Source organism: Cerasicoccus frondis (assembly GCA_031296915.1).
Classification (GTDB): domain Bacteria; phylum Verrucomicrobiota; class Verrucomicrobiia; order Opitutales; family Cerasicoccaceae; genus Cerasicoccus; species Cerasicoccus frondis.
Genome location: JAVDPC010000010.1, coordinates 80,370 through 100,518 on the forward strand (window position 1 = coordinate 80,370; position 20,149 = coordinate 100,518).

22 protein-coding genes are annotated in these 20,149 nt (G+C 59.5%); 12 read left to right on the plus strand and 10 right to left on the minus strand.

Annotated elements, in window-relative coordinates; translation table 11 throughout:
• Positions 1 to 11 precede the first annotated feature (11 nt).
• Complete coding sequence (corA, locus tag RBB63_RS10170; RefSeq protein ID WP_309383781.1) at positions 12 to 1,136, minus strand: magnesium/cobalt transporter CorA; 1,125 nt, start codon at positions 1,134 to 1,136, stop codon at positions 12 to 14.
• Between the two features lie 427 nt (positions 1,137 to 1,563).
• Between corA and RBB63_RS10175 the strand changes: the two genes are divergently transcribed.
• The 3 genes from RBB63_RS10175 (at position 1,564) to RBB63_RS10185 (ending at position 3,063) form a co-directional block, all read left to right on the plus strand.
• The gene (locus RBB63_RS10175; RefSeq protein ID WP_309383783.1) at positions 1,564 to 2,013 is read left to right on the plus strand and encodes a hypothetical protein; all 450 of its coding nucleotides are present in this window, start codon (positions 1,564 to 1,566) and stop codon (positions 2,011 to 2,013) included.
• Between the two features lie 175 nt (positions 2,014 to 2,188).
• Positions 2,189 to 2,518: a hypothetical protein gene (locus RBB63_RS10180; RefSeq protein WP_309383785.1), complete on the plus strand. Its 330-nt coding sequence runs from the start codon at positions 2,189 to 2,191 to the stop codon at positions 2,516 to 2,518.
• Positions 2,519 to 2,688: 170 nt separating this feature from the next.
• Positions 2,689 to 3,063: a hypothetical protein gene (locus tag RBB63_RS10185; protein WP_309383787.1), complete on the plus strand. Its 375-nt coding sequence runs from the start codon at positions 2,689 to 2,691 to the stop codon at positions 3,061 to 3,063.
• Between the two features lie 70 nt (positions 3,064 to 3,133).
• Here RBB63_RS10185 and RBB63_RS10190 read toward each other — a convergent pair whose 3' ends face one another.
• Positions 3,134 to 3,493, minus strand: a complete 360-nt coding sequence (locus tag RBB63_RS10190; protein ID WP_309383790.1) for a hypothetical protein — start codon at positions 3,491 to 3,493, stop codon at positions 3,134 to 3,136.
• A gap of 147 nt (positions 3,494 to 3,640) precedes the next feature.
• On the opposite strand from RBB63_RS10190, the gene RBB63_RS10195 reads away from it, so the two are divergent.
• The 5 genes from RBB63_RS10195 (at position 3,641) to RBB63_RS10215 (ending at position 8,885) form a co-directional block, all read left to right on the plus strand.
• The gene (locus RBB63_RS10195; RefSeq protein ID WP_309383796.1) at positions 3,641 to 5,044 is read left to right on the plus strand and encodes a phage terminase large subunit family protein; all 1,404 of its coding nucleotides are present in this window, start codon (positions 3,641 to 3,643) and stop codon (positions 5,042 to 5,044) included.
• A gap of 125 nt (positions 5,045 to 5,169) precedes the next feature.
• Complete coding sequence (locus RBB63_RS10200) at positions 5,170 to 6,348, plus strand: phage portal protein family protein (RefSeq protein WP_309383799.1); 1,179 nt, start codon at positions 5,170 to 5,172, stop codon at positions 6,346 to 6,348.
• An 81-nt stretch (positions 6,349 to 6,429) separates the two neighbouring features.
• Positions 6,430 to 7,317: a phage protease gene (locus RBB63_RS10205; RefSeq protein WP_309383801.1), complete on the plus strand. Its 888-nt coding sequence runs from the start codon at positions 6,430 to 6,432 to the stop codon at positions 7,315 to 7,317.
• Between the two features lie 62 nt (positions 7,318 to 7,379).
• The gene (locus tag RBB63_RS10210; RefSeq protein WP_309383803.1) at positions 7,380 to 7,916 is read left to right on the plus strand and encodes a capsid cement protein; all 537 of its coding nucleotides are present in this window, start codon (positions 7,380 to 7,382) and stop codon (positions 7,914 to 7,916) included.
• Between the two features lie 45 nt (positions 7,917 to 7,961).
• The gene (locus tag RBB63_RS10215) at positions 7,962 to 8,885 is read left to right on the plus strand and encodes a hypothetical protein (RefSeq protein ID WP_309383805.1); all 924 of its coding nucleotides are present in this window, start codon (positions 7,962 to 7,964) and stop codon (positions 8,883 to 8,885) included.
• 381 nt (positions 8,886 to 9,266) lie between these two features.
• On the opposite strand, the gene menH is transcribed toward RBB63_RS10215, so the two are convergent.
• The 5 genes from menH to RBB63_RS10240 all read right to left on the minus strand — a co-directional run bounded on the left by menH (position 9,267) and on the right by RBB63_RS10240 (position 13,481).
• Complete coding sequence (gene menH / locus RBB63_RS10220; RefSeq protein WP_309383807.1) at positions 9,267 to 10,091, minus strand: 2-succinyl-6-hydroxy-2,4-cyclohexadiene-1-carboxylate synthase; 825 nt, start codon at positions 10,089 to 10,091, stop codon at positions 9,267 to 9,269.
• A gap of 12 nt (positions 10,092 to 10,103) precedes the next feature.
• Positions 10,104 to 10,571, minus strand: a complete 468-nt coding sequence (locus RBB63_RS10225; RefSeq protein ID WP_309383809.1) for a peptidylprolyl isomerase — start codon at positions 10,569 to 10,571, stop codon at positions 10,104 to 10,106.
• Positions 10,572 to 10,772: 201 nt separating this feature from the next.
• Positions 10,773 to 11,423, minus strand: coding sequence for a 3'-5' exonuclease (locus RBB63_RS10230; RefSeq protein WP_309383811.1), 651 nt, complete (start codon positions 11,421 to 11,423; stop codon positions 10,773 to 10,775).
• 32 nt (positions 11,424 to 11,455) lie between these two features.
• On the minus strand, positions 11,456 to 12,442 hold the full coding sequence (locus tag RBB63_RS10235; protein WP_309383813.1) for an MBL fold metallo-hydrolase: 987 nt from the start codon (positions 12,440 to 12,442) through the stop codon (positions 11,456 to 11,458).
• 190 nt (positions 12,443 to 12,632) lie between these two features.
• A complete protein-coding gene (locus tag RBB63_RS10240; protein WP_309383815.1) occupies positions 12,633 to 13,481 on the minus strand; it encodes a glucosamine inositolphosphorylceramide transferase family protein in 849 nt (282 codons plus the stop codon).
• Between the two features lie 146 nt (positions 13,482 to 13,627).
• Here RBB63_RS10240 and hemF point away from each other — a divergent pair, with 146 nt between their 5' ends.
• The 4 genes from hemF to RBB63_RS10260 all read left to right on the plus strand — a co-directional run bounded on the left by hemF (position 13,628) and on the right by RBB63_RS10260 (position 17,482).
• A complete protein-coding gene (gene hemF / locus RBB63_RS10245; protein ID WP_309383817.1) occupies positions 13,628 to 14,566 on the plus strand; it encodes an oxygen-dependent coproporphyrinogen oxidase in 939 nt (312 codons plus the stop codon).
• A 323-nt stretch (positions 14,567 to 14,889) separates the two neighbouring features.
• A complete protein-coding gene (hemE, locus tag RBB63_RS10250) occupies positions 14,890 to 15,924 on the plus strand; it encodes a uroporphyrinogen decarboxylase (RefSeq protein ID WP_309383819.1) in 1,035 nt (344 codons plus the stop codon).
• Positions 15,925 to 15,963: 39 nt separating this feature from the next.
• The gene (locus tag RBB63_RS10255; RefSeq protein ID WP_309383821.1) at positions 15,964 to 16,386 is read left to right on the plus strand and encodes a hypothetical protein; all 423 of its coding nucleotides are present in this window, start codon (positions 15,964 to 15,966) and stop codon (positions 16,384 to 16,386) included.
• Between the two features lie 91 nt (positions 16,387 to 16,477).
• A complete protein-coding gene (locus tag RBB63_RS10260) occupies positions 16,478 to 17,482 on the plus strand; it encodes a LacI family DNA-binding transcriptional regulator (protein ID WP_309383823.1) in 1,005 nt (334 codons plus the stop codon).
• A gap of 37 nt (positions 17,483 to 17,519) precedes the next feature.
• Here the strand turns inward: RBB63_RS10260 and RBB63_RS10265 are convergent, their stop codons facing one another.
• The 3 genes from RBB63_RS10265 to RBB63_RS10275 all read right to left on the minus strand — a co-directional run bounded on the left by RBB63_RS10265 (position 17,520) and on the right by RBB63_RS10275 (position 20,145).
• Entirely contained in the window at positions 17,520 to 18,122 is a 603-nt protein-coding gene (locus RBB63_RS10265; RefSeq protein WP_309383825.1) for a polysaccharide deacetylase family protein, read from the minus strand.
• 109 nt (positions 18,123 to 18,231) lie between these two features.
• Positions 18,232 to 19,413: a hypothetical protein gene (locus RBB63_RS10270; RefSeq protein ID WP_309383827.1), complete on the minus strand. Its 1,182-nt coding sequence runs from the start codon at positions 19,411 to 19,413 to the stop codon at positions 18,232 to 18,234.
• Between the two features lie 87 nt (positions 19,414 to 19,500).
• Positions 19,501 to 20,145, minus strand: coding sequence for a hypothetical protein (locus RBB63_RS10275; RefSeq protein ID WP_309383829.1), 645 nt, complete (start codon positions 20,143 to 20,145; stop codon positions 19,501 to 19,503).
• Between the last annotated feature and the right edge of the window lie 4 nt (positions 20,146 to 20,149).

Sequence of the window (20,149 nt, forward strand, 5' to 3'; positions counted from 1 at the left end):
TGTCGCGCAAATCATATCCAGCGCTTCTTGCGGAAATAAACCAGGAACGCCGCGAAGATCGCAAACATGAAGCCCAGGCACATCAGGTAGCCATACTTCCAGTAAAGCTCCGGCATGTTCCACTTGCTGACTTCATGGTCGAAGTTCATGCCATAAACGCCGGCAATGAACGTCAGCGGCAAAAACAGCGTGGCGATGATCGTCAGCACCTTCATGACCTCGTTGGTCCGGTGCTCCTGCTCCAGGTGATAAAACTCCTGCATGGTTTGCAGGATAATCCGGCTGTGGTCCAGGCGGTCCACCGCCCGGCGCGCGGAGTCCGCCAAGTCGCGAAAATAAAATCGATCCGCCTCCGCCAGCAACGGATGGTCCAGCAGCTCGATGCGGTTCGCATTATCACGGATCGGCAGCAGGATGCGCATCAGCGCCAGCACCGCGCGCTTCTTGCGGTAGATGGTTTCGATGTTAAAACCCGGATCATGCGGACTGCGTTTCTTGCGCGGCGGCAAGTCGGGCTCCTCGATCATGTCCTGCTCCATCGCAACGATGTCGTCCTCCACCTCGTCGACGATGGACAGCAGAAAGTCATTCTTCACATCCAGCAGCGCAAACATCAGGTAACTGTGCCCACGGCTGCGGATCCGCGCGCTGGCCTTGCGGATGCGGCGCGCCACCGGCTCGAACAATTCCTCGCCGCTTTCCTGCACACTGAGCAGAAAATTGTCGCCCAGGTAAAGCGCCACCTGCTCCATGTAAATCGCGCGCTCCTCCTGCTTGAAGAGCCCGGCCTTGGTCAGCACAAAAAGATCGTCATCAAACTCGTCGACTTTCGGCCGCCCCTCGGTGTTGAGCAAGTCCTCGATCGCCAGCGGATGCACCCCCAGCTTCGTCGCCAGGTTCGTGATGAGCGCCTGGTCGCCCACGCCGCGGATGTGTATCCAGTTGATTGCGTGCTGCCCCATCGTCTCCGTCAGCTCATCTACCGAGCAATTGAGCTTTTCGACGAAATCCGTCTCGCAATACGACATCAGCCGCAGCTCCGTGTCCGGGCAAATCTCGCTCTCCAATGGGACCACTTCGCCCGGCGGCAGGCCAATGCCGTGATGAAATACTGTTTCCCGGGTCACGATGCGCATTTTTTTAAAAAAAATTATTTTCGGGCCGATTCCAAGCCCCCGTTTTGTTGATTTTTGGCGCCGCTTACCACGAGTGAAAGCCACTCACTATTAGTCACTAATACTGAGAGCTAGTCAGTGGCGCCAAAAATCCCCCCGAACTCAGAAAAAGTGGCCAACTGAGCCAACTGAAGCAACTGAGCCAACTGAGCCAACTGAGCCATTCACAGCCTGAAAAAACTTTGATATTATACACACATCGTCAGGGGCGAACGGGCAGACCAGCCATTCAAAACCAGGCAAACTCCTCGCACAGTCACCCTTCACCTAAAACGCCATCCACGAATACGCCCGGTCTGCCCGTTCGCCTCTGACGCCAACTCTGCAACACAAAGTAACCTCCACACTTCAACACATCCACACCTCAACACCTCAACACCCAAAAAAAATGAATCCAGCATTCCCAGCCGAACTCATCACCCTCGTGGGCTCCTCGCTCATGGGCGGCGTGATGAAAATGTGGGCCATGTCCAACGCCGCCCGTCGCGAAGAACGCCTGCTCGCCATGCAGGCGCTCAACCAACAGGCCGGTCACATCGACAGCGCCCGACGCTACTCCAACCCGGGCTTCCAATGGACGCGCCGCGTCATCGCACTCACGTGCGTTTTCTCCGTCATCGCCCTGCCGAAGATCATCGCCATCTGGCGCCCTGACATCCTCATGCAGGTCGGTTACCCGGAGATTGAAGAAGGCTTTTGGTTCTTCACCAACGACGTGGAAAAAATCCACTGGAAGGAAGTCCGCGGCCTCACGATCACCCCGCTCGACACGCATTTGCTGAGCGCCATCGTCGGCCTTTACTTCGGCGGCTCCCTCGCCGGCCACAACCGGTTCTAACACGATGTAAGGTGAGTAAGGTGGGTAGTGTGAGTAAGGTGCATAAGGTTATTCCGAAAGATAACAACTGCCCCCACACCAACACTACCCCACCTTACAAACCTTACTCACACTACCCACCTCACTCACATTACCCACCTTACTCACCCTATCAACCTTACCCACCTTACCAAAAATGAACACCCATCCTGAATTCCTCGGCTCCATGGTCCTCGCCGGCGCCACGCTACTCGGCGGCCTGCTGGTCATCATGCGCCTGCGTGAACACTTTGCAGAGCGCCCGGACCCCAAGCTCACCTACGCCACCCAGGCGCAGCTCCAGCAGTTGCGCAAGGAAGTGGCCGCCCATCAACGCGACCAGAAAACCGACCACGTCGACACCCATCGACTCATTCGCCAAAACGCCGAGCACATCGCCGCCCTCATCGCGCAGTCCAAAATCTACAATCAGCGCATAACTGAGTTCGACGCCAAGTTCGACCACCTCCACCAACGCCAACGTTAACTTTGCGCTACAAAGTTACCCGCTAACTCCCGCCACCCCCAACGTCCCAACACACCCCGGCGCCGCAAACCCACGCGGCGCCGGGCGGGGCCCCCGCATGCCCAAAACTCAACCTCCCAACCTCCAAACCTCCAAACTTCCAAACGTTCAAACCTTCAAACCTCCCAACCATGAACACCCACCAAACCCAACTCCGCGACGCCCGTCGCAAGATTGAAGACATCCTCGAAACCGCCTGCCCTGGGCACAACATGGCCGAGGCCTCGCTCGCCGTCGCCTGGGAGTCGCTGTTCCGCCTCATGTGCGAAGACAGCTGCCTCGAACTATCCGAGCTCAACACCGTGTCCGCCGTCATCCATAAGCTCGTCGGCGCCTTCACTCAGCTCAAATCGCTGGAGATCAAAGTCCGCGACGCCGACATGAAGCAGACCGAGTTCGACCTCAAGCGCGCCCAACTCGAAAACGCCTTCCGCCTCGCCACGCAACCCAACGGCCTCACCCCCGAGTCACTCCGTGAAATCGAGCAAAAGCTCAACCTCCTCTAACGCCACGTACCACTCGTCGACTCTCAACAACCTCCACACATCCCAACCTCCACACCTCAACACCATGCCATCAATTACTATTAAAATCTATCCGATTCAGCTTCTGCACAAACTGCTCATAAAAGGCATTGCCGGTGCGCAGCGTTTTCTCCGGCACGTCGAGCGTGTCCCACTCGGCGCCGCTCACGAGATTCAGGATCGCCACCTTTCCTTCATAGGTATCCAGCCGCCACAGGTCACCTTCGGCTGACACCAGAAAAACGTAGCGCCCACCCTGCTGCTGAATCAGCCGATCCAGCTTCGTGTTCAGCGACTCAATATTCGTCGCGCCGCTCGTCTTCTTCGACTGCGCCTGCGCTGTGCCCATCAGACCAACCAAAAGGGCGATCATCACGATCCCCATCCGCCAATGAAAAATGTGTGTGTTCATGAACCCACAATGCCACGCCCCCTCCCCGCTGTCAACCACCCCCACTCCCAAAAACACCTCACCCACACTACTCACACTACTCACACTACCCACCTTACCAACATTACCCACCTTACTCACCTTACCCACTTCCTAAACATCATTAAAATGTCCTTCTTCCTCCCATATCAACAACGCTGGATCGATGACCCTGCGCCTTTCAAAATCATGGAAAAGTCGCGCCAGGTCGGCATCTCCTGGGCCAGCGCTTACGCCTGTGTTCGCCGCGCCGCGCAGAGTGGTCAGCGCCTGGACACGTGGGTCAGCTCCCGCGACGCCATCCAGGCGCAGTTGTTCCTCGAAGACTGCCGCGCCTTCGCCGACACCCTCAACCTCGCCGCCACGTCGCTCGACTCCCCACTCCTCCCCGACAAGCACGCCGCCAACTCACAAACGCTGCGCTTCGCCGCCGGCCCCCGCATCCATTCGCTCACCAGCAACCCCGACGCCCAGGCCGGCAAACGCGGCGCCCGCGTGCTCGACGAGTTTGCCCTCCATCGCAACCCGCGCCAGCTCTACTCCATCGCGGCGCCCGGCCTTACCTGGGGCGGCCAGTTGGAGATCATTTCCACACACCGCGGTGCGCAAAACTATTTCAATGAACTCATCAACGAAGCCCGTCACGGCGGCAACCCCAAAGGCGCCTCCCTTCACCGCGTCACCCTTGAGGACGCACTCGCACAAGGCTTTCTCGCCAAGCTCAAAACCAAGCTTCCCGCCCACGACCCGCGCCAGCAAATGGACGCTGCCGATTACTTTAACTTTGTGCGGCAAAGTTGCGCCGACGAGGAAACCTTTCTCCAGGAGTATTGCTGCCAACCCGCCGACGACTCCAGTGCGTTCCTCCCCTGGGACCTCATCGCCAACGCCGAATACGCAGAACACGAACCTTGGGAGCTCGATCTGCGCACCCATCGCCTGCTCTCCCCCACCCCTTCAAAAATCCACACTCCGCATTCCGCACTCCGCAACGACTCCACACTCTACCTGGGCGTCGACATCGGGCGCGATCACGACTTGTCCGTCTTCTGGCTCGTCGAATCCATCGCCGATCAAACTTTGTCTCGCAAAGTAATCTGCCTTCGCGACACGCCTTTCGCCGAACAAGAGGCCACGCTCGACGACCTCATGCGCCTCCCCGGCCTCCGCCGCGCCTGCATCGACCAGACTGGCCTCGGTCGCCAGTTCGTCGAGCGCGCCCGCGAGCGCTATGGCCGCTACCGCATCGAGGGCGTCACCTTCACGCCCGCATTAAAAGAGGCCCTCGCCTACCCGCTCCGCAGCGCCCTCGAAGAACGACGCGTCAAAATCCCCCACTGCAAAGACATCCGCGCCGACCTGCGCGCCATCAAGAAAGAAGCCACCAGCGCCGGCCACATCCGCTTCTCCGCCGACCGCGGCCCCAGCGGCCACGCCGACCGTTTTTGGGCGCTCGCCCTCGCCCTGCATGCGTCCACCAAAGCCAAGCCCCGCCCCCACCTTCAAACCATCAACATCTCACGCCCTTACTAACTCTGCATCGCAAAGCAAGTAACCACGCTCACACAGCAGCTTGTCTAGAGACAGCGCCCTACCTTTCCCAACCAACCGCCAACTAACCTAAAACTTAACACCTAATTCCTAAAACCAAATCTACCATGAAAACAACCACCGCCATCCATCCTAACCGCCTGCGTCGCTCCCGGCGCGCGGCGTTCAATCCCGTCCGCAATCTCACGCCCGAGAGCCTCACCCGGCAGCTCGACTCGTTTCACGCCGGATCGCTCGCCGAGGCCGCCCGCTTGTGGGAAGTCATCGAGCAGCGCGACGACATCGTCAAATCCGTCGCCACCAAACGCAAGAAGGCGCCCGCTCGCTTCGGCTGGGACATCATTGCCGAGGACAACTCGCCGCAAGCTTTGCGTCACAAAGCTTCGCTCGAACACTTCTACCAAAACGTCGAAGCCATGAGCGCAGTCGACCAAAACGAACGCGGCGGCATGGGCCTGCTCATCCGCCAAATGATGGACGCCATCGGCAAGCGTTACGCCGTCCACGAAATCGTCTGGCGCCCCCGGACCGGCGCCGAGGCGTCGCTCAGCGCGAGCTTCCGCTTCGTCCCGCTGTGGTTCTTTGAAAACCGCACCGGCGCACTGCGTCTCCTGCCCAACGACGCCGCCCTGGAAGGCCAAAGCCTGCGCGACGGCGAGTGGCTCATCACCACGGGCGATGGCCTCATGGAGGCGACCAGCGTGGCCTACCTCTTCAAGCACCTCCCCCTCCGCGACTGGCTCGTCTACTGCGAGCGCAACGGCATGCCCGGCGTCCGCGGCGTGACCGACGCCACACCCGGCAGCGCCGAGTGGGATGAAGCGCTCGACGCCGTCCAGCAGTTTGGCACGGACTTCCGCGCCCTCATGTCGAGTGGCACGGAGATCGAAGTCGTCGACCTCACCCACGGCAACAGCCTCCCCTACCCCGCCCTCATCGAACGCATGGATAAAGCCATCGCCACGCTTTGGCGAGGCTCGCCGATGGGCACCATCCAGGACAGCGGCGCGGGCATCAGCCTCATGGGAAAAGAGACGGCGCTCATCGAACGCGAGGACGTCACGCACCTGTCAGAAATCCTTCACGGGCAAGTCGACCGCTGGGTCACACAATACCTCTTCGGCGAAGCCCCCCGCGCCCGCATCCAGATCCGCCACAAGGACGCCGGACCATCGATCGATGAAGTTGACGAAACCCGCGAAGTCATCGCTGAAGCATTGCCCAAGGCGTTCGCTGGTTTCTTCCAGCGCTTTTTCCAACCGCAAACTTTGCAAGACAAAGCTTAATCACTCAACACGGCGGCGATGACAGCGCACCTGTCTCCAGTTTCCAACATCAACACCTCCCCACCTCAACACATCAACACCATGAACTCCCTCCAAACATCCACCGGTCTCGCTAACGAGATCCCCTCCGTCACGCAGCGCAGCAGCGCCTGGCTCCGCCTCGCCGAGTATGGCGACTGGCCCCACAGCCAGGGCCTGCAACGCTTTAGCCGCTCATCCGCCGAGCAACTCGCCAAGCACTTCAAGTCCTTGCGCGGACGCCTCGCCCGCAAGTTCGGCGGTCTCCCGGTCTACATTGGCCACCCGGACGACGAACACTTTGCAGGACAAAGTGGCCACGCTGACACCCGCGCCTATGCGTGGATCGAGGCGCTCGACGCCCGCCCGGACGGCCTCTACGTCCTCCCCCGCTGGTCCGACGCTGGCCAAAACCTGCTCCGCAACGCGTTCTATAAATTCCTCTCGCCGCGCTGGGCGATGAAGCCACTGGGCGACGGCGTTTTCGAGCCCGTTCGCCTGATCTCCGTCGGCCTAACCAACCAGCCCAACATCCCGGGTGACGCCATTGCCAACGAAGCAAGCGTCGACGAGGCCTCCCCCTCCCTCCAGCAAAACGAAGACGCCGACTGGACCAATGTCCTCGCCAATGAACGCCAGGAGCGCATCGCCGTCATCCTCGACAACGCAGTCATCACCGGCGTCATCGCGCCCAATGAACGCCAACGCTGGCAGGCAGGTTTGACCGCAGACTTCGAGCATGGCCTCAGCGAATTGAAGACGCGCCGCCCTGCGCTGAAGACCGCAGCCTGCACGATGGACCTCCCCCTCCGCCAAGCCAGCAACGCGAGCCGCAGCTTTCTGGACCACGTCAACGAGCGCATCGCGCAAACCGGCGAGCCCTTCGCCACGGCATGGAAAGCCGTCAAACAGGAGCGCCCGGAGCTCTTTGCAGAACTCAATACTTTCTAACGCAAAGCAGCTCTGTGCTGCAAAGCGTTTAACCCAAAAAACCAAAATAGAAATACAAAACCATGAATAAACTAAACCACATCCTCCGCGCCCTCTTCAGCCCGCGCCCGGCCTTTGCGAATGTCGCAGCCGGCGTCCACGAAGGCGGCATCACGAAAACGCTCGGCGAAGACGTCGCCACCCGTCACCTGCTCGGCGCTCTGATTGGATCCGAGGTGATCATCAACCATTCGGACACCATGCCGCAAGGCGTGATCACCGACTCGGGTGAGCAAGACGACATCGTCAATGTTGCGTTGCTCGCCACCAGCCCCAGCACGCTGCTCATGGTCGCCAGCGAAGCGTTTGCCATCGGCGTTCCGGTTTACGCGGACGACGACGGCAAGGTGCGGAACCAGCCGAACTCCGCTGGCGAATGCTACCAGGTCGGCTATGCCGTGGGCACTGCAAGCGCCGATGGCGACCTGCTGGAAGTCGCACCGCATGCGCCGCTCAAGGTGTCGATCATCAGCGCCTTCACCGGCGCCGCCACCACGGACATCGCAGCACTCGGCGCCGCACTTGGCGATGCCCCAGACAAAGTGATCGTCCTCTCCTAACCCTCCCTCCCCCTCAACTAAAACACATCCAAATACACAAACATTATGACCACACCCGCCATCAATGAAATCCACGCGGCTAACGAAAGCCGCTTTAACGCCGCGCACTTCAGCGAAGCCCTGACCGCGTTTACCGTCGGCTGGAAAGACCCGGAGAACCTTGCCGCGCTGCTCGACTTTGTCGCGCCAAGCGTGCCGGTTGGCCGCCGTTTCGAGTTCCAGAAGGCGGACAACGCCGAGGCGTTTTTCTCTGAGACCGATGACATCCGCGCAATCGGCAGCGCCTTCAAGCGCGTCGAATACACGGGCGAAATCGTCCAGGCAAAAACGCTCAACAAGGGCCTGACGATTCGCGTCGACCACGACGAGATCACCACCGACGACTGGGAAGAACGCACCGTGCAAATCCTGCTCCAGCGCCTGTGGCGCAACGAGCTGCGCCGCGCAATCTCCGCACTCGACACCGCGTCAACCAACGCCGCCAAAGTGTGGGACGACGCAAGCAACCCCGACGGCGACTTGCGCGCCATGCTCATTGCCGCAGCCGACGAATCCGGCGTGCGCCCGAACCGACTCATCCTTGGCGAAGGCGCGTGGGACCTCCGCGCGAGCGCTTACGAAAGCCAGGACAACGCCGGCGCCAATGCCGGTGCGAGCTACACACTCGACCAACTGGCCAAGAAGCTCTTCCTCGAAGACGCCCGCGTGTTCTCCTCACGCTATCAAAGCACGGCTTCGGCCAAGAGCGCCATCGTCGGCAACGCGGTTTACGCGTTCTTCGGACAGCAAGCGCTGAGCAAGGACGAGCCATCGAACCTGAAGCGCTTCGTCACCCCGACCGAAGGCGGCGACTTCCGCGTGTATCGTGAAGATCACGCGAAGTACACCGACATCACCGTGGAGCACTACAGCTCCGTGATCGCCACCAGCGATCTCGGCGTGCGCAAGCTCAGCGTTTCCGCCGCGTAGCGACGGAAACAAATGACGAATGATGAAACCCGAATGAAGAACAACGACTAAACAAAACGTGTTGCCGAGTTGACCATCGTGCGCGCGGGCCGTCCGATCCGGCCCGCGCCCACCCCCAGCGTCCCGCTGGACCGTCGGATGCATTGCATCCGGATTTGCACATGGTGCAAATGGCGACTCCAACGTAGAGCGGCTTCCACGAAAGCGACGATGACGAAACATCGCCCTCCAGCCAAACGATCAAGATGGGCCAACAGCATTAACTTTGCAGTGGAGAGTTACTTTGCATCGCAAAGCATTTTACATCCCAACAATCAATGACGGCAAAAAGCAAAGCGGCAAGATGCCGCTTCTATGAAAGCCCCCCTCATGAGAAAACACTTAATCCGCCAAATGCGACACAAACTTGAGCAAGACTTTCAGGAATTCATCCGGGGCTTCGAGATGGGCGCAGTGGCCGACCTTGGGGATGATCGCCACCTGCGGCGCGGGCAGCTTCGGCTCCATTCTGCGGGCGAGACTGCAGAATTTATCGTCGAACGCGCCTGCCGTGATGAGGCAGGGCAGCGTCATGTCCATCAGGTGGTCCCAGAGCGAGGGCAAGCGCCCAGTGCTAACGGCGAGCATGGCGGCCGCAAGTTGCTTGGGGTCATTGCGACGCCGACGTTCACGCAGCGGCTCCAAAATTTCGACCGGTATGTTGTCCTGACTTTGAATAATCGGCAAGGCCTGCCAAGCCACGAGGAATTCATCAATAGACTGCTCCGCCATGCGCTCGGCCAAATCCTCGTCGTTCACCAAACGGTCGAGTCGGCGACTCGGATCTGCAATGCCGGGCGTGGCGCCCACGGTGACCAGCGCGCGCCATTTCGCGGAGTTGCGCGCGACAGCGTGGAGGGCGACCCTCCCCCCCATGGAGTAGCCGAGGAGGATCGGCGCCTGATTCGTCTCCGCGACGATGCGACGGCGCGCGGCCTCCACCGCATCGAGGAAATTCTCCAGCGTCAGGCTTTGCGGGTCACGCACGAAAGTGTTGCCGTGGCCGGGCAAGTTGAGCGCCCACCAATCGAGCGCGTGACGGGAGCGACCGGCGAGCCAGACAAAGTCCTCGGCGTCGCCGGTGAAACCGTGAAGCGCCAAAAGCGGCGGCCTCCCCGGCGAATCCCATCGCTGAAGGCCGGTTGCAGTCTGAAGCGATCCGGCCATGTGCGCTCCGTGCTACTTAACGGAAGCTTTGACGATGTATTGCTTGTCGACGGGCTTGTCGCGGGCGTCGCAGCGGGAGTTTTCGATTTTGGTGACGACGTCCATGCCGGAGGTCACCTTGCCAAAAATGGTGTGCTTCATGTGGAGCCAGGCGCAGGGCATGGTGGTGATGAAGAACTGCGAACCGTTGGTGCCGGGGCCAGCGTTGGCCATGGCGAGGAGGCCGGGTTGGTCGAACTTGACGCCGGGGTCGCACTCGTCCTCAAACTTGCCGCCCCAGAGGGATTCGCCGCCCATGCCAGTGCCGGTCGGGTCGCCGCCCTGCAGCATGAATTCCTTGATCACGCGGTGGAAAATAATGCCGTCGTAGTAGCCCTTGTTGATGAGGCCGACGAAGTTTTCAACGGTCTTGGGAGCGATGTCGGGCATCAGCTCAATTTCAATGGTTCCCTGGTTCGTTTCGAGGATTGCGGTAGACATATTGTGTGTGGGATTTGTGAGGGTTGCGGGTTATTTAGTTCTTTGAAAATTTAGATAATGAAGAATGCGAAATTATGAATGAAGAAAGGCTGACGCAATGCCGAAGCGCGGGTTTTAAGCAACCGCCCACCAAAGAATGCCTGCACAACATTACGCCAAATTCGCTTTCCTCATTCCGATTTCAGCATTCATCATTCCTGATCAGCCTTCCTGCTCCTGCTCGGCCTTGCGGACGAGCATGTAGAGGCGGCGGCTCATCCAGGCGTCGGTGGCGGCGTAGACGATCTGCTTGTGGTTGAGCGTGCGGCGGGCCCAGTTGGACACCTGCGCGCTCTTGGAAATGCGGAGCCCCAGGAACATGCCGATCAGGCTGCGCAGGCCGGTCTTTTCAATGCCCAGGCGGCGGCTGATCTCACTGATCTCGACAAAGCCCGCAGGCTTATATTTGTCAATGGCCTGCAAGCGCTTGATGTCGTCACGCAGGGCAACGCCGACCTTGTGCACATCGGGATTCTCCAGCAACGGGAACAGCGGCTTGAGCCCGCCAATGCGCTTCACCTGAAAGAGGTACGCCTCGTAATTGGTGGCGAACTGGACAATCGACGGGTCGTAGTTCTCCCCCTTGCGGAAGGCCGGGCGCGACTCGGTGTCAAAGCCCAGGACTTCGACCTTGAGCAATTTCTCTACGGCGAGGCGCGCCGCCGCTGGGGTGGTTATCAAGTGAATCGCGCCCTCAAAGCGTCCCAAAGGCAGGCGGTTGATTTCCTCCTTGGTGATGTTGAGCGCAATCGGCAACGGCTCCAGAGCGGAGGCCGTAGCGGAACTATGTTTATTGGATGATCGTGGTGTCAAAACAGGAAGTGCGTCTAAGTCAGATGGTCGGCCTAGAGGTGGAGTTCGAGGCCGTCGTAGCAGAGCAGTATTTCTTCTGGGTACTGCGCGTGTCCAAGCTGGTCAGCGGATTCCTGGTGGTAGATGCTGCGGTACATGATGGTATTGCGAAGGAAATCATCGAGCTGCCAGTCGGTATTGATCGGCTCGTGATGGAATATCGCCAGTCGTTTGGCGCAAGCGCGGGCGGTCAACTCCACCCCCATGACATTGCTGGAGTGTCCCCAGCTGGCCTTGGTGAAGGTGGCGTCCGCCATGGTGTATTGGGCGTCGAAAATGACGAGGTCGGCGTCGCGGAAAAAGTCCACAAACGGGTAATCCTCCTCGTAGGCGTCGTGCGTGTGCTCGGAATCGGTCGAGAAAACCGCGACCTTGCCACCCTTTTTAAAGCGGTAGCCATAGGACTTGCCCGGGTGGTTTTGCTCGATGGTGTCGATCTCGAAACCTTCCACGCTGTAGGGCGTGAGCGGCGGCTGGACGTCGAACTCGATGTCCGCAGCCATGGCGTCGAACGGCACTGGAAACTCCGGGCCCGCCATCTGGCGGCGCAGCGCTTCCTCACACTTTTCGTGGTAGGTGTGGAAAATGATCTTGTTGCCCGGGATGTAGGCGGGCACGAAAAACGGAAAGCCCTGGATGTGGTCCCAGTGCAGGTGCGTCATGAAAATGTGGTAGGTGCTGGGCTGCTTGGCCTCACCCGTGGTCATGAGCTTATGGCCGAGGTCGCGAATGCCGGACCCGGCGTCACAGATGATGTAAGCGCCGCCTGGGTTATCGAACTGGATGCAAGACGTGTTGGTGCCGTAGGTCGAGCGCACGGCAAAAGGCAATTTGCCATCAATAAACGCATTGATCTTCTCTTCGCTGGACAGATCCTGCCCCTGCGCCGATTCGAGAGCCCGAAAAATCTTCTCGCGCACCATAGGCGCGGTCATCGGCGCGGGCAGCGAACCCTGTGTTCCCCAGAAGCGGATTTTCATGACTAAATTTTAAGTTCGGGAGAAGACCCTAATGCCTGTAACATGGCAAGCTCTTAGCAAATGGCGATCATAAATTAATGACATTCAGCCGTTTCCATGGATTTATTAACGATTTTTTTACAGCAATTTAAGGTTCTTTGAAATTCAGCTCATCGCCGTTTGATCCTCACTGGGAAGCAGTTAGGCCTCCTCACCCTGGCCAGATCGGCGCCGCTGCGTCGCCCAGCAGCCAATCGCCCGCCCGATTAAAGGTGTGGGTGGCGAACAGCGAACGGTCGTCAAACTTCGGCAAATACGCCTTGAGCTCGCGCTCCCGGTATTGGGTCTCCGAAAGCTTTTCGACCTGCATCAGGCGGACCGCGAAGCCATAACACTGCAGGCAGTCCTGCGCCGGACGGATCAATTGCCCCTCGTGCTCAAACAGACGACCCGCCGGGCGGGCGCAAGCCTGCTCAACGATCACCGGGTTCTGCGGGTGCGGCGTCCATTGGTCCGACAAGGGCGAATCCGCGCTCCACAAGCTGAGACGGCCCGAGGCGTTGCCGCCGGGCGTTGCCGGCCCCCCCCCAAACAGCCACCAGCGGCCATCGCGCTCCCAAAAGGTTGCATCCACCACCTCAATGTCGCGCATGAGCGTCTTCTCGTGGACCCATTTGCCCGGCCACTCGACGCAGCGATAGAGGTCGACCGTGCGGTTGGCGCGGGACTCCGGGACCAGCCACCACTCCCCCCCATGCGCAAAGACGTTGGGATACGACAGGTGGTAATCACGCTCCAAAATGACAGTCAACGGCCCAGGCGCGCCCTGCTCATCCAACTCGAAAACGGCCAGACGCCCCTTTTTCGGGTGGTGAATCACCTCTTCGATAAACACCCAGCAGCGACCGTCACGCACGACGGGAAACGGGTCCGCCCAGGAACGCCCTTTCGGGGGCAGGAGCATGCCCAGCGACGCGAAATCCTCCGGCAACCCCGCGCCCACCTTCCCCGCGAGCAAGCGCCATTGCTTGCCCGGGAGCAGTCGTTTCCAAAATGACATGCCAGCCGACTATGCCGCCCTACCGCCACTTGGCGAGGCTTTCATTCCCCCCACACAAACACCTCCCCACCTCCGCACCTCCACACCTGACCCACCTTACCTTTTTCCTTTTTCCTTTAATCTTTTTCCTTTAACCATTTCCTTCCATGCAACCCGACCCTGACGCCGTCTGCGCCTTCCTGCGCGACTACCAGAACTCCCTGTCCACCGTGCTGGAGGGCTTTGCGCCGCATCAGCCGTTTAAAGTGGATACGTGGGAGCGGGCCGAGGGCGGCGGCGGCGAATCGCGTGTGCTGGCCGATGGCGACATTTTTGAAAAGGCGGGCGTGAATTTCTCCGACGTGCGCGGCAAATCCCTCCCCCCCTCGGCCACGGCGCACCGCCCTCAACTGGCGGGCCGCAGCTTCCGCGCGATGGGCGTGAGCGTCGTCATCCACCCACGCAACCCCTATGCGCCGACGAGCCACGCCAATGTCCGTTTTTTCATCGCGGAAAAGGAAGGCGAACCAGCGGTGTGGTGGTTCGGCGGCGGCTTCGACCTGACCCCCTACTACGGCTTTGTCGAGGACGCCCAATCCTGGCACCAAACCGCACGGCGCGCCTGCCAGCCCTATGGCGTCGATATTTACCCGCGCTTCAAGCAGTGGTGCGACGAGTATTTCTACCTGAAGCACCGCGACGAGGCGCGCGGCGTCGGCGGCCTGTTTTTCGACGACTTCAACGAGCATAGCTTCGCGCATTCGTTCAGCTTCATGCAAGCGGTCGCCGAGGCCTACCCGGCAGCCTACGTCCCCATTGTCGAACGGCGCAAAGAGAGCAACTTCGGCATGCGCGAGCGTCAATGGCAGCTCTACCGTCGGGGCCGCTACGTGGAGTTTAACCTGCTCTATGATCGCGGCACGACCTTTGGCCTGCAAAGCGGCGGGCGCACGGAGTCGATTTTAATGTCCCTCCCCCCCCTGGTCCGCTGGGAGTATGATTACCACCCCGAGGCCGGCAGCCGCGAAGCCGCCTTGGCGGACTTCATCAAGCCGCGCGACTGGGTCGGCGCCGACGGCGAACCCCTGGAGATCGACCTGGATTAGCAAAGGTGACGCGGCCAGCGAGGCGTGTTGTTTTAGCCACGGATGAACGCGGATGAAACACGGATGCCAGCGAGACGTGGTTTTAAAACAGGAAGATCGGGAAGAACGGGAAGGGAGAACGTACGACAGGAAGATCGCGCAGTCCGCTAAGCCAGCAAGCCGTCTGTGTATTTAAGTCCAAAGTTCAACCTCAACTTCCCGTTCTTCCCGATCTTCCTGTTTAAATATATTCGCGTCCATTCGCGTCATTGCTTCGCCATCTTCACTCTGTTACGTCGTAGTTTCTAAAATTCCGCATTCCGCATTCCGCACTCCGCATTCCAATGACTTCCAAAGAACGATTCCTCGCCGCCGCCCATTGTCAGCCAGTTGACCGCCCGCCCATCTGGATCATGCGCCAGGCTGGCCGTTACCTGCCCGAGTACCGCAAGCTCAAGGAGCAGTACGACTTCGTGACAATGGTCAAAACGCCCGACCTGGCCGCTGAGGTGACGCTCCAGCCGCTGCGCCGGTTTGCGCTCGATGCGGCCATCGTTTTTTCAGACATCCTCATCGTGCCCGAGGCGCTGGGGCAGCCTTACCATTTCCGCGATCAGGGCGGGATCGGCATGGACTTCGCCCTCGAAACTCCAGCCGACATCGCCAAGCTCGCCGACGCCACCGCCGTCGAAGAAAAGCTGACCTACATTGCCGACGCCCTGAAACTCGTCGACGCCGAGGTCGGCTCCGAGAAGGCCGTGCTCGGGTTTGCCGGTTCTCCGTGGACCCTCGCGTGCTACATGGTCGAGGGCGGCAGCTCCAAGGACTTTACGAAGATTAAGTCGCTCTTTTATCAGGACCGCAAAACGTTCGACCAGCTCATGACCAAGCTGGCCAGCGCCTGCGCCGCCCTGCTCAAGATGCAACTCGCGGCGGGCGCGGATTGCGTGCAGCTGTTTGACAGCTGGGCCAGCGCTTGCGCGGGGACCGACTACCACGACATGTCCCTGCGCTGGATCCGCCAGATCATCAACGAGCTGCCCGAGGGCGCGCCGATCATCCTCTTTGCCAAAGGCATGGCGCACCACGTGGACACCCTGGCCGCCAGCGGCGCCAAGGTGCTCGGGATGGACTGGACCGTCAACCTGCCCGAAATGCGCGAGCGCGCCCCGGACCACATCGCGCTTCAAGGCAACCTCGACCCAACCTTGCTCAGCACCACGCCCGCCATCGTCCAAAAGGCGGCGGACGAATTACTCAGCGGCATGAACCACGCGCGCGGCCACATCGTCAACCTCGGCCACGGCATCCTCCCCAGCGCCCACATTGAGTGCGTCGAAACGCTGGTCAACGCCGTCGTCGCCTCCGCAAACAAATAGGCGATTGCCCCCAGCCTGCGTTTCGGTAAGCATCGCATCATGCGAACCTTGCTGATCACCTTACTGCTCTTTCTCAGTCTGCCCGCCATCGCGATTCCGCCCGCCCACCGCAAGCATCCGCCAACGATGCCAACGGAGTCACGGCTCGTCGGGCATTGGCACAGCACCTCGCTCAGTGGCGACGCCATTGGGCTCGCCGTGGATAATATTGTGGTGGAGTTTCGCGCGGACAAGCGGTTCAAAGCCACGGCCAACCTCAACATCGGCGGCCCGTCCACTTTCCAGGGAAAATACGCCGCCAAGCGGCAAAAGCTCACCCTGCAAACGGAGTCCAACGGCGACATCGACTGCGTGGTCACCTTCCATGGTCCGCGCAAATTGACGCTTAACGCGCCAGCCAAGGGCGTCACTGCGGAGTTTACTCGCGGATCAGCGCCGTCGTCATCCGGGAGTTGGTTTTGAGTAAATGAGGTCCGAAATAGCCTGATTAACTGGTTAAATCATTTGCTTTGACACCTTTGCCGATGTCAGGAATTAACAATAGGGATCAACCATGGCCTCCCTGAAAGAAATTGCGAAGGACGTCGGCGTATCCCACGCATTGGTGTCCCGAGTGTTAAGCAACCGCATGGGCACGACCCGCGTCAGCGAGAAAACCCGCCAGAAGATTCTGGATCGCGCCAAGGAGCTTAACTATACCCCCAACCCCCTGGCAGTAGCCTTGAAGCGCGGACGCAAAGGCGCCGTCGGCGTGTTCCTGCACGCAGTAGGCGTCCCTGGCAGTGAGCTGTCGCAAGACTTCATGCACGCCGCCGCCTGGGAGCTCTCCAGCAAGGGCTACAACCTGTGGATGCAGTTTTTCAATAAGAAGGAAGAGTTCATCGCCGCCTGCAACGAGCAACTGCTCAGCAAAGTCGACGGCCTCATCCTTGCGGGCATGAGCCACGGCGAAATCATTGATAACGTGCAGGAGATCGAGAAGCGCGGCTTGCCGGTCGTCTTCTCCTGCCATGGCGACATGGAGCAATACGGCGTCACCAATTACCAGGTGGACTCCGAGATGCAGGCCTACCTGACGACCAAGCACCTCCTAGAGATCGGCTGCCAGCGGGTGGCGCATTTCATGAATGTGCCGATCCGCTACCAAGGCTACCTGCGCGCCCATGAGGAACTCGGCGTAAAACCGGATGAAAAGCTCGTCGTGAAAGCCGTGGGCTACAAGTGCAACAACGGCGTCGCCTGCACCGAGGAGCTGCTGAAGCGCAAAACGCCTTTTGACGCGATCGCCACTCAGTCCGACGGCCAAGCCGCCGGCGTCTACCATTGGTATGCGCTCCAAGGGATTCCACGCCGGGAATGGCCGCTGGTCACCGGCATTGACGACTCTCCCATTGCACGGGACTGCAGCATCGTGCCGCTCACCAGCGCCACGGCGGAAATGGACCGCTGCGCGCACCTGGCCGTAACCGCCCTGCACAACAAGCTCGAGGACATTCCCGTCAAGGCCCAACAAGTCGCCCCCAAACTAGTCATCCGCGAGTCTACCCAACGCGTTTAAAGCACCCCGCCTGCGCTTGCCCTGGCGCGCAATCAGTCTAGCGCGCACTCGCCAGCAGCTCGCTGACCGTGACCAACTGCAAGCCCTTGGCCTTGAAGCGGCGGATCATTTCCGGCATGGCGGTGAGCGTCTTGGCTTGCCAGGTGTGCAGGATGAATATGTCGCCGGCCTCGACGCCTTCGGTGGTCTTTTCAATGATGTGCTCCACGGTCACGCTCGGCGTCCAGTCCGATGCGCCTTTGCCCATAATTGCTGGCAAACCGAGCTCGGCCAACACGGTCCAAACATCGTCACTGTGCTCACCGAACGGGGCGCGAAACACCTTGGGCGCCACGCCAAACACCTCTTGAAACACCCGCGAACATTCCGTCAGTTGGGCGCGCACTTCGTCCAAGCTCAGCTCTGGCAGGTGGGGGTGCGACATGGAGTGGTTGCCAATTTCGTGCCCCGCAGCGAAGACCGCTTTGGCCAGCTCCGGCTCCGCCAGAACGTTGTTGCCCAAGTCAAAAAAGGTGGCCCGGCAATCGTGCGCGTCAAAGAGCTCGATCCATTGCCGACTGGTCTCGATGATCGGACCGTCGTCAAAGGTCAGACAGATGTAGGGTTGGTCGGTTTCGACACGGTATATGGGGGCGGACATAAGGCGTAGTTAGCTGCAATGCCAAATGCCCGCAACGCCATTTTTGCGATTCACAAGTGGGTAGCCGACGCGTTCTGGTTCCTTGAAAATACAGCGTCCACGCGCTGCGTTAAAAACCGCGGCGTGCGTTATCCAACTCGGCGCAAGCGGCGTTTAAGTCGTCATGCACTCGGCTGACCCAGGATGTGCCCCAGTATAAGTTGCAACTGGTCTCGGCGCGGAGCAGCCGCCAGTGGGCTTCGCCCAGGTGGTAATCCACATGCTCGGGGTTGCGCGGGGTGCTGTCCTGTCGCTGCGCTTTTACGAAGTGCAAGGCGCTGCTGATTTCATGAATGCGCGCCAGGGCGTCCTTTTGATCCTGCGTGCCAGTCCACTGGGTAAAGTCGTCGCCAAAGTGCATTTCGGTGTTCCAGGCGCCGGTTTTCACCTTCACCTTGCCGCCAACGCCATACTGGCTAATGTAGTCTTCGATGTAAGTGGGAACCACTTCACCCTTGAGACGCGCGCGGTTCAAAAACGGCTGGTAAAACGCATGCCAGAAATTGGACTCCGCCGTGTAGTTGCGGAACCAGCCGCCGTTATCGCCATCGGAAGCGGTCGTGACGAGCGGCTCGAAATCGCAGAACTTCGTGCGCTCCTTGACCTCGTGGTCAAACCAGTCCGGGTCCATGCCGGAAAGTTGCGCATTGGATAGCTCACGCTCGCGCGGGATGACGATTATTTCCTCGCCCTGGTATTCGGCAACGTGCGGCCGATAACGCAACTCCTGCCAAGACATCTCACCCTCGGCAGGCTCCAGGTAAACATCGTCCACCAACACGTAGCGATAGCCCATTCGCTTGAGCAGAGGAATCAGCTCTTCGGTGAAGCCCATTTCCGGCGGCCAAAAACCGCCAAAGTCTTCACGCCAGAATAAGTGCTGGGCCTGACCTTTCCAGCGGCGAAGCTGCTCGTCCCAGTCTTCTTTCGGGATCAACGGCAAAACCGGATGATAAAAACCGGTGCCCAGAATCTCGAACAATTTGGTGTTCTGAAGCTGCCACAACAAGTCGCCGACTTTAACGACGCCGTAGACTTTTTCCTGAAACTCTGGCGAAGACAACGTCTCCAGCAACGTGCCGGAAAGCGAGAGGTGCACACGGGCTACATCTTCATAGCCCCAAAGTGCGCGGGGCATCCGATCCATGGCGAAGAGGATCTCCTTAACTTCCCACGGGTTCGTTTCGAGCAGGTCGTCGAGGTTATGCGGGGGTTGATGAAAGTTGAGAACAAGGGCGTGATGTACGGGCATGAGGAGTTAACTGATGCCTCAGGTAATCGTCTGATAAGCAACAGCGCAACCCGATTTTAAACAAACCGTCACAGCCCGTCGTCGAGATCAGCTTCGCGAAGCATCTTCGACAAACGTAAGCCAAAAATGCCCGGGCTTCGGTTCACCGAATTCCATGATCTCCTGGTCGGTGTAAGTGTGCCGCATGCCGGTGGGCGAGTAGACGATCACTGCGGTCATCGCTTGCCCAGGGCGCAGGGCGATAACGCCATCGTAGATTAACCGCCAACCTTCCACCGTTTTTTCGCCAATCTTGGCCACAACTCGATTACGGCTGTCAGGATTCAATTGAACGAGCGTCGACTTGCCAGGAGCGATCTGCTCCAAATTCTCGCCAATCAAAACTGCGGTGTCCGTGACCCCAAGGTTGTAGAGTTGGACGGTTTGCGGTTCGCGAACGCTGGTGCTGTTTTCTAAAAATGTCGCTTGGTAATTGCTGGAGTTCGGGCCTGAAGGCTTTACCACCACAAGCGCGGACACGCCAGACATGGGAGCCCGTAAATTCAGGATCGGGGATTTCGACGCATTCTTTCGACCGCTGTCTGCCCTGAGTATTTTCAACTGCTGCCCGTACTCCACCTTGACCGGACGGCTGATGGCATAAGGCGCACCGCTTAGTCTGAGCGTTTTCTCACCCTCATCCAAAAAATAAGCGCCATACGATTCATCCATGAAGAGAAACCGAAGCGTCATGGTT

What these genes read in the sequence shown, in the direction of transcription:
- RBB63_RS10195 (WP_309383796.1), top strand. Translation starts at nt 3,641, where the DNA reads ATGTCCTTCTTCCTCCCATATCAACAACGCTGGATCGATGACCCTGCG.
- RBB63_RS10175 (WP_309383783.1), top strand. Translation starts at nt 1,564, where the DNA reads ATGAATCCAGCATTCCCAGCCGAACTCATCACCCTCGTGGGCTCCTCG.
- RBB63_RS10275 (WP_309383829.1), bottom strand. Translation starts at nt 20,145, where the DNA reads ATGACGCTTCGGTTTCTCTTCATGGATGAATCGTATGGCGCTTATTTT.
- RBB63_RS10265 (WP_309383825.1), bottom strand. Translation starts at nt 18,122, where the DNA reads ATGTCCGCCCCCATATACCGTGTCGAAACCGACCAACCCTACATCTGT.
- RBB63_RS10180 (WP_309383785.1), top strand. Translation starts at nt 2,189, where the DNA reads ATGAACACCCATCCTGAATTCCTCGGCTCCATGGTCCTCGCCGGCGCC.
- RBB63_RS10215 (WP_309383805.1), top strand. Translation starts at nt 7,962, where the DNA reads ATGACCACACCCGCCATCAATGAAATCCACGCGGCTAACGAAAGCCGC.
- RBB63_RS10210 (WP_309383803.1), top strand. Translation starts at nt 7,380, where the DNA reads ATGAATAAACTAAACCACATCCTCCGCGCCCTCTTCAGCCCGCGCCCG.
- RBB63_RS10200 (WP_309383799.1), top strand. Translation starts at nt 5,170, where the DNA reads ATGAAAACAACCACCGCCATCCATCCTAACCGCCTGCGTCGCTCCCGG.
- RBB63_RS10270 (WP_309383827.1), bottom strand. Translation starts at nt 19,413, where the DNA reads ATGCCCGTACATCACGCCCTTGTTCTCAACTTTCATCAACCCCCGCAT.
- RBB63_RS10190 (WP_309383790.1), bottom strand. Translation starts at nt 3,493, where the DNA reads ATGAACACACACATTTTTCATTGGCGGATGGGGATCGTGATGATCGCC.
- hemE (WP_309383819.1), top strand. Translation starts at nt 14,890, where the DNA reads ATGACTTCCAAAGAACGATTCCTCGCCGCCGCCCATTGTCAGCCAGTT.
- corA (WP_309383781.1), bottom strand. Translation starts at nt 1,136, where the DNA reads ATGCGCATCGTGACCCGGGAAACAGTATTTCATCACGGCATTGGCCTG.
- RBB63_RS10260 (WP_309383823.1), top strand. Translation starts at nt 16,478, where the DNA reads ATGGCCTCCCTGAAAGAAATTGCGAAGGACGTCGGCGTATCCCACGCA.
- RBB63_RS10235 (WP_309383813.1), bottom strand. Translation starts at nt 12,442, where the DNA reads ATGAAAATCCGCTTCTGGGGAACACAGGGTTCGCTGCCCGCGCCGATG.
- RBB63_RS10185 (WP_309383787.1), top strand. Translation starts at nt 2,689, where the DNA reads ATGAACACCCACCAAACCCAACTCCGCGACGCCCGTCGCAAGATTGAA.
- RBB63_RS10255 (WP_309383821.1), top strand. Translation starts at nt 15,964, where the DNA reads ATGCGAACCTTGCTGATCACCTTACTGCTCTTTCTCAGTCTGCCCGCC.
- menH (WP_309383807.1), bottom strand. Translation starts at nt 10,091, where the DNA reads ATGGCCGGATCGCTTCAGACTGCAACCGGCCTTCAGCGATGGGATTCG.
- hemF (WP_309383817.1), top strand. Translation starts at nt 13,628, where the DNA reads ATGCAACCCGACCCTGACGCCGTCTGCGCCTTCCTGCGCGACTACCAG.
- RBB63_RS10225 (WP_309383809.1), bottom strand. Translation starts at nt 10,571, where the DNA reads ATGTCTACCGCAATCCTCGAAACGAACCAGGGAACCATTGAAATTGAG.
- RBB63_RS10240 (WP_309383815.1), bottom strand. Translation starts at nt 13,481, where the DNA reads ATGTCATTTTGGAAACGACTGCTCCCGGGCAAGCAATGGCGCTTGCTC.
- RBB63_RS10205 (WP_309383801.1), top strand. Translation starts at nt 6,430, where the DNA reads ATGAACTCCCTCCAAACATCCACCGGTCTCGCTAACGAGATCCCCTCC.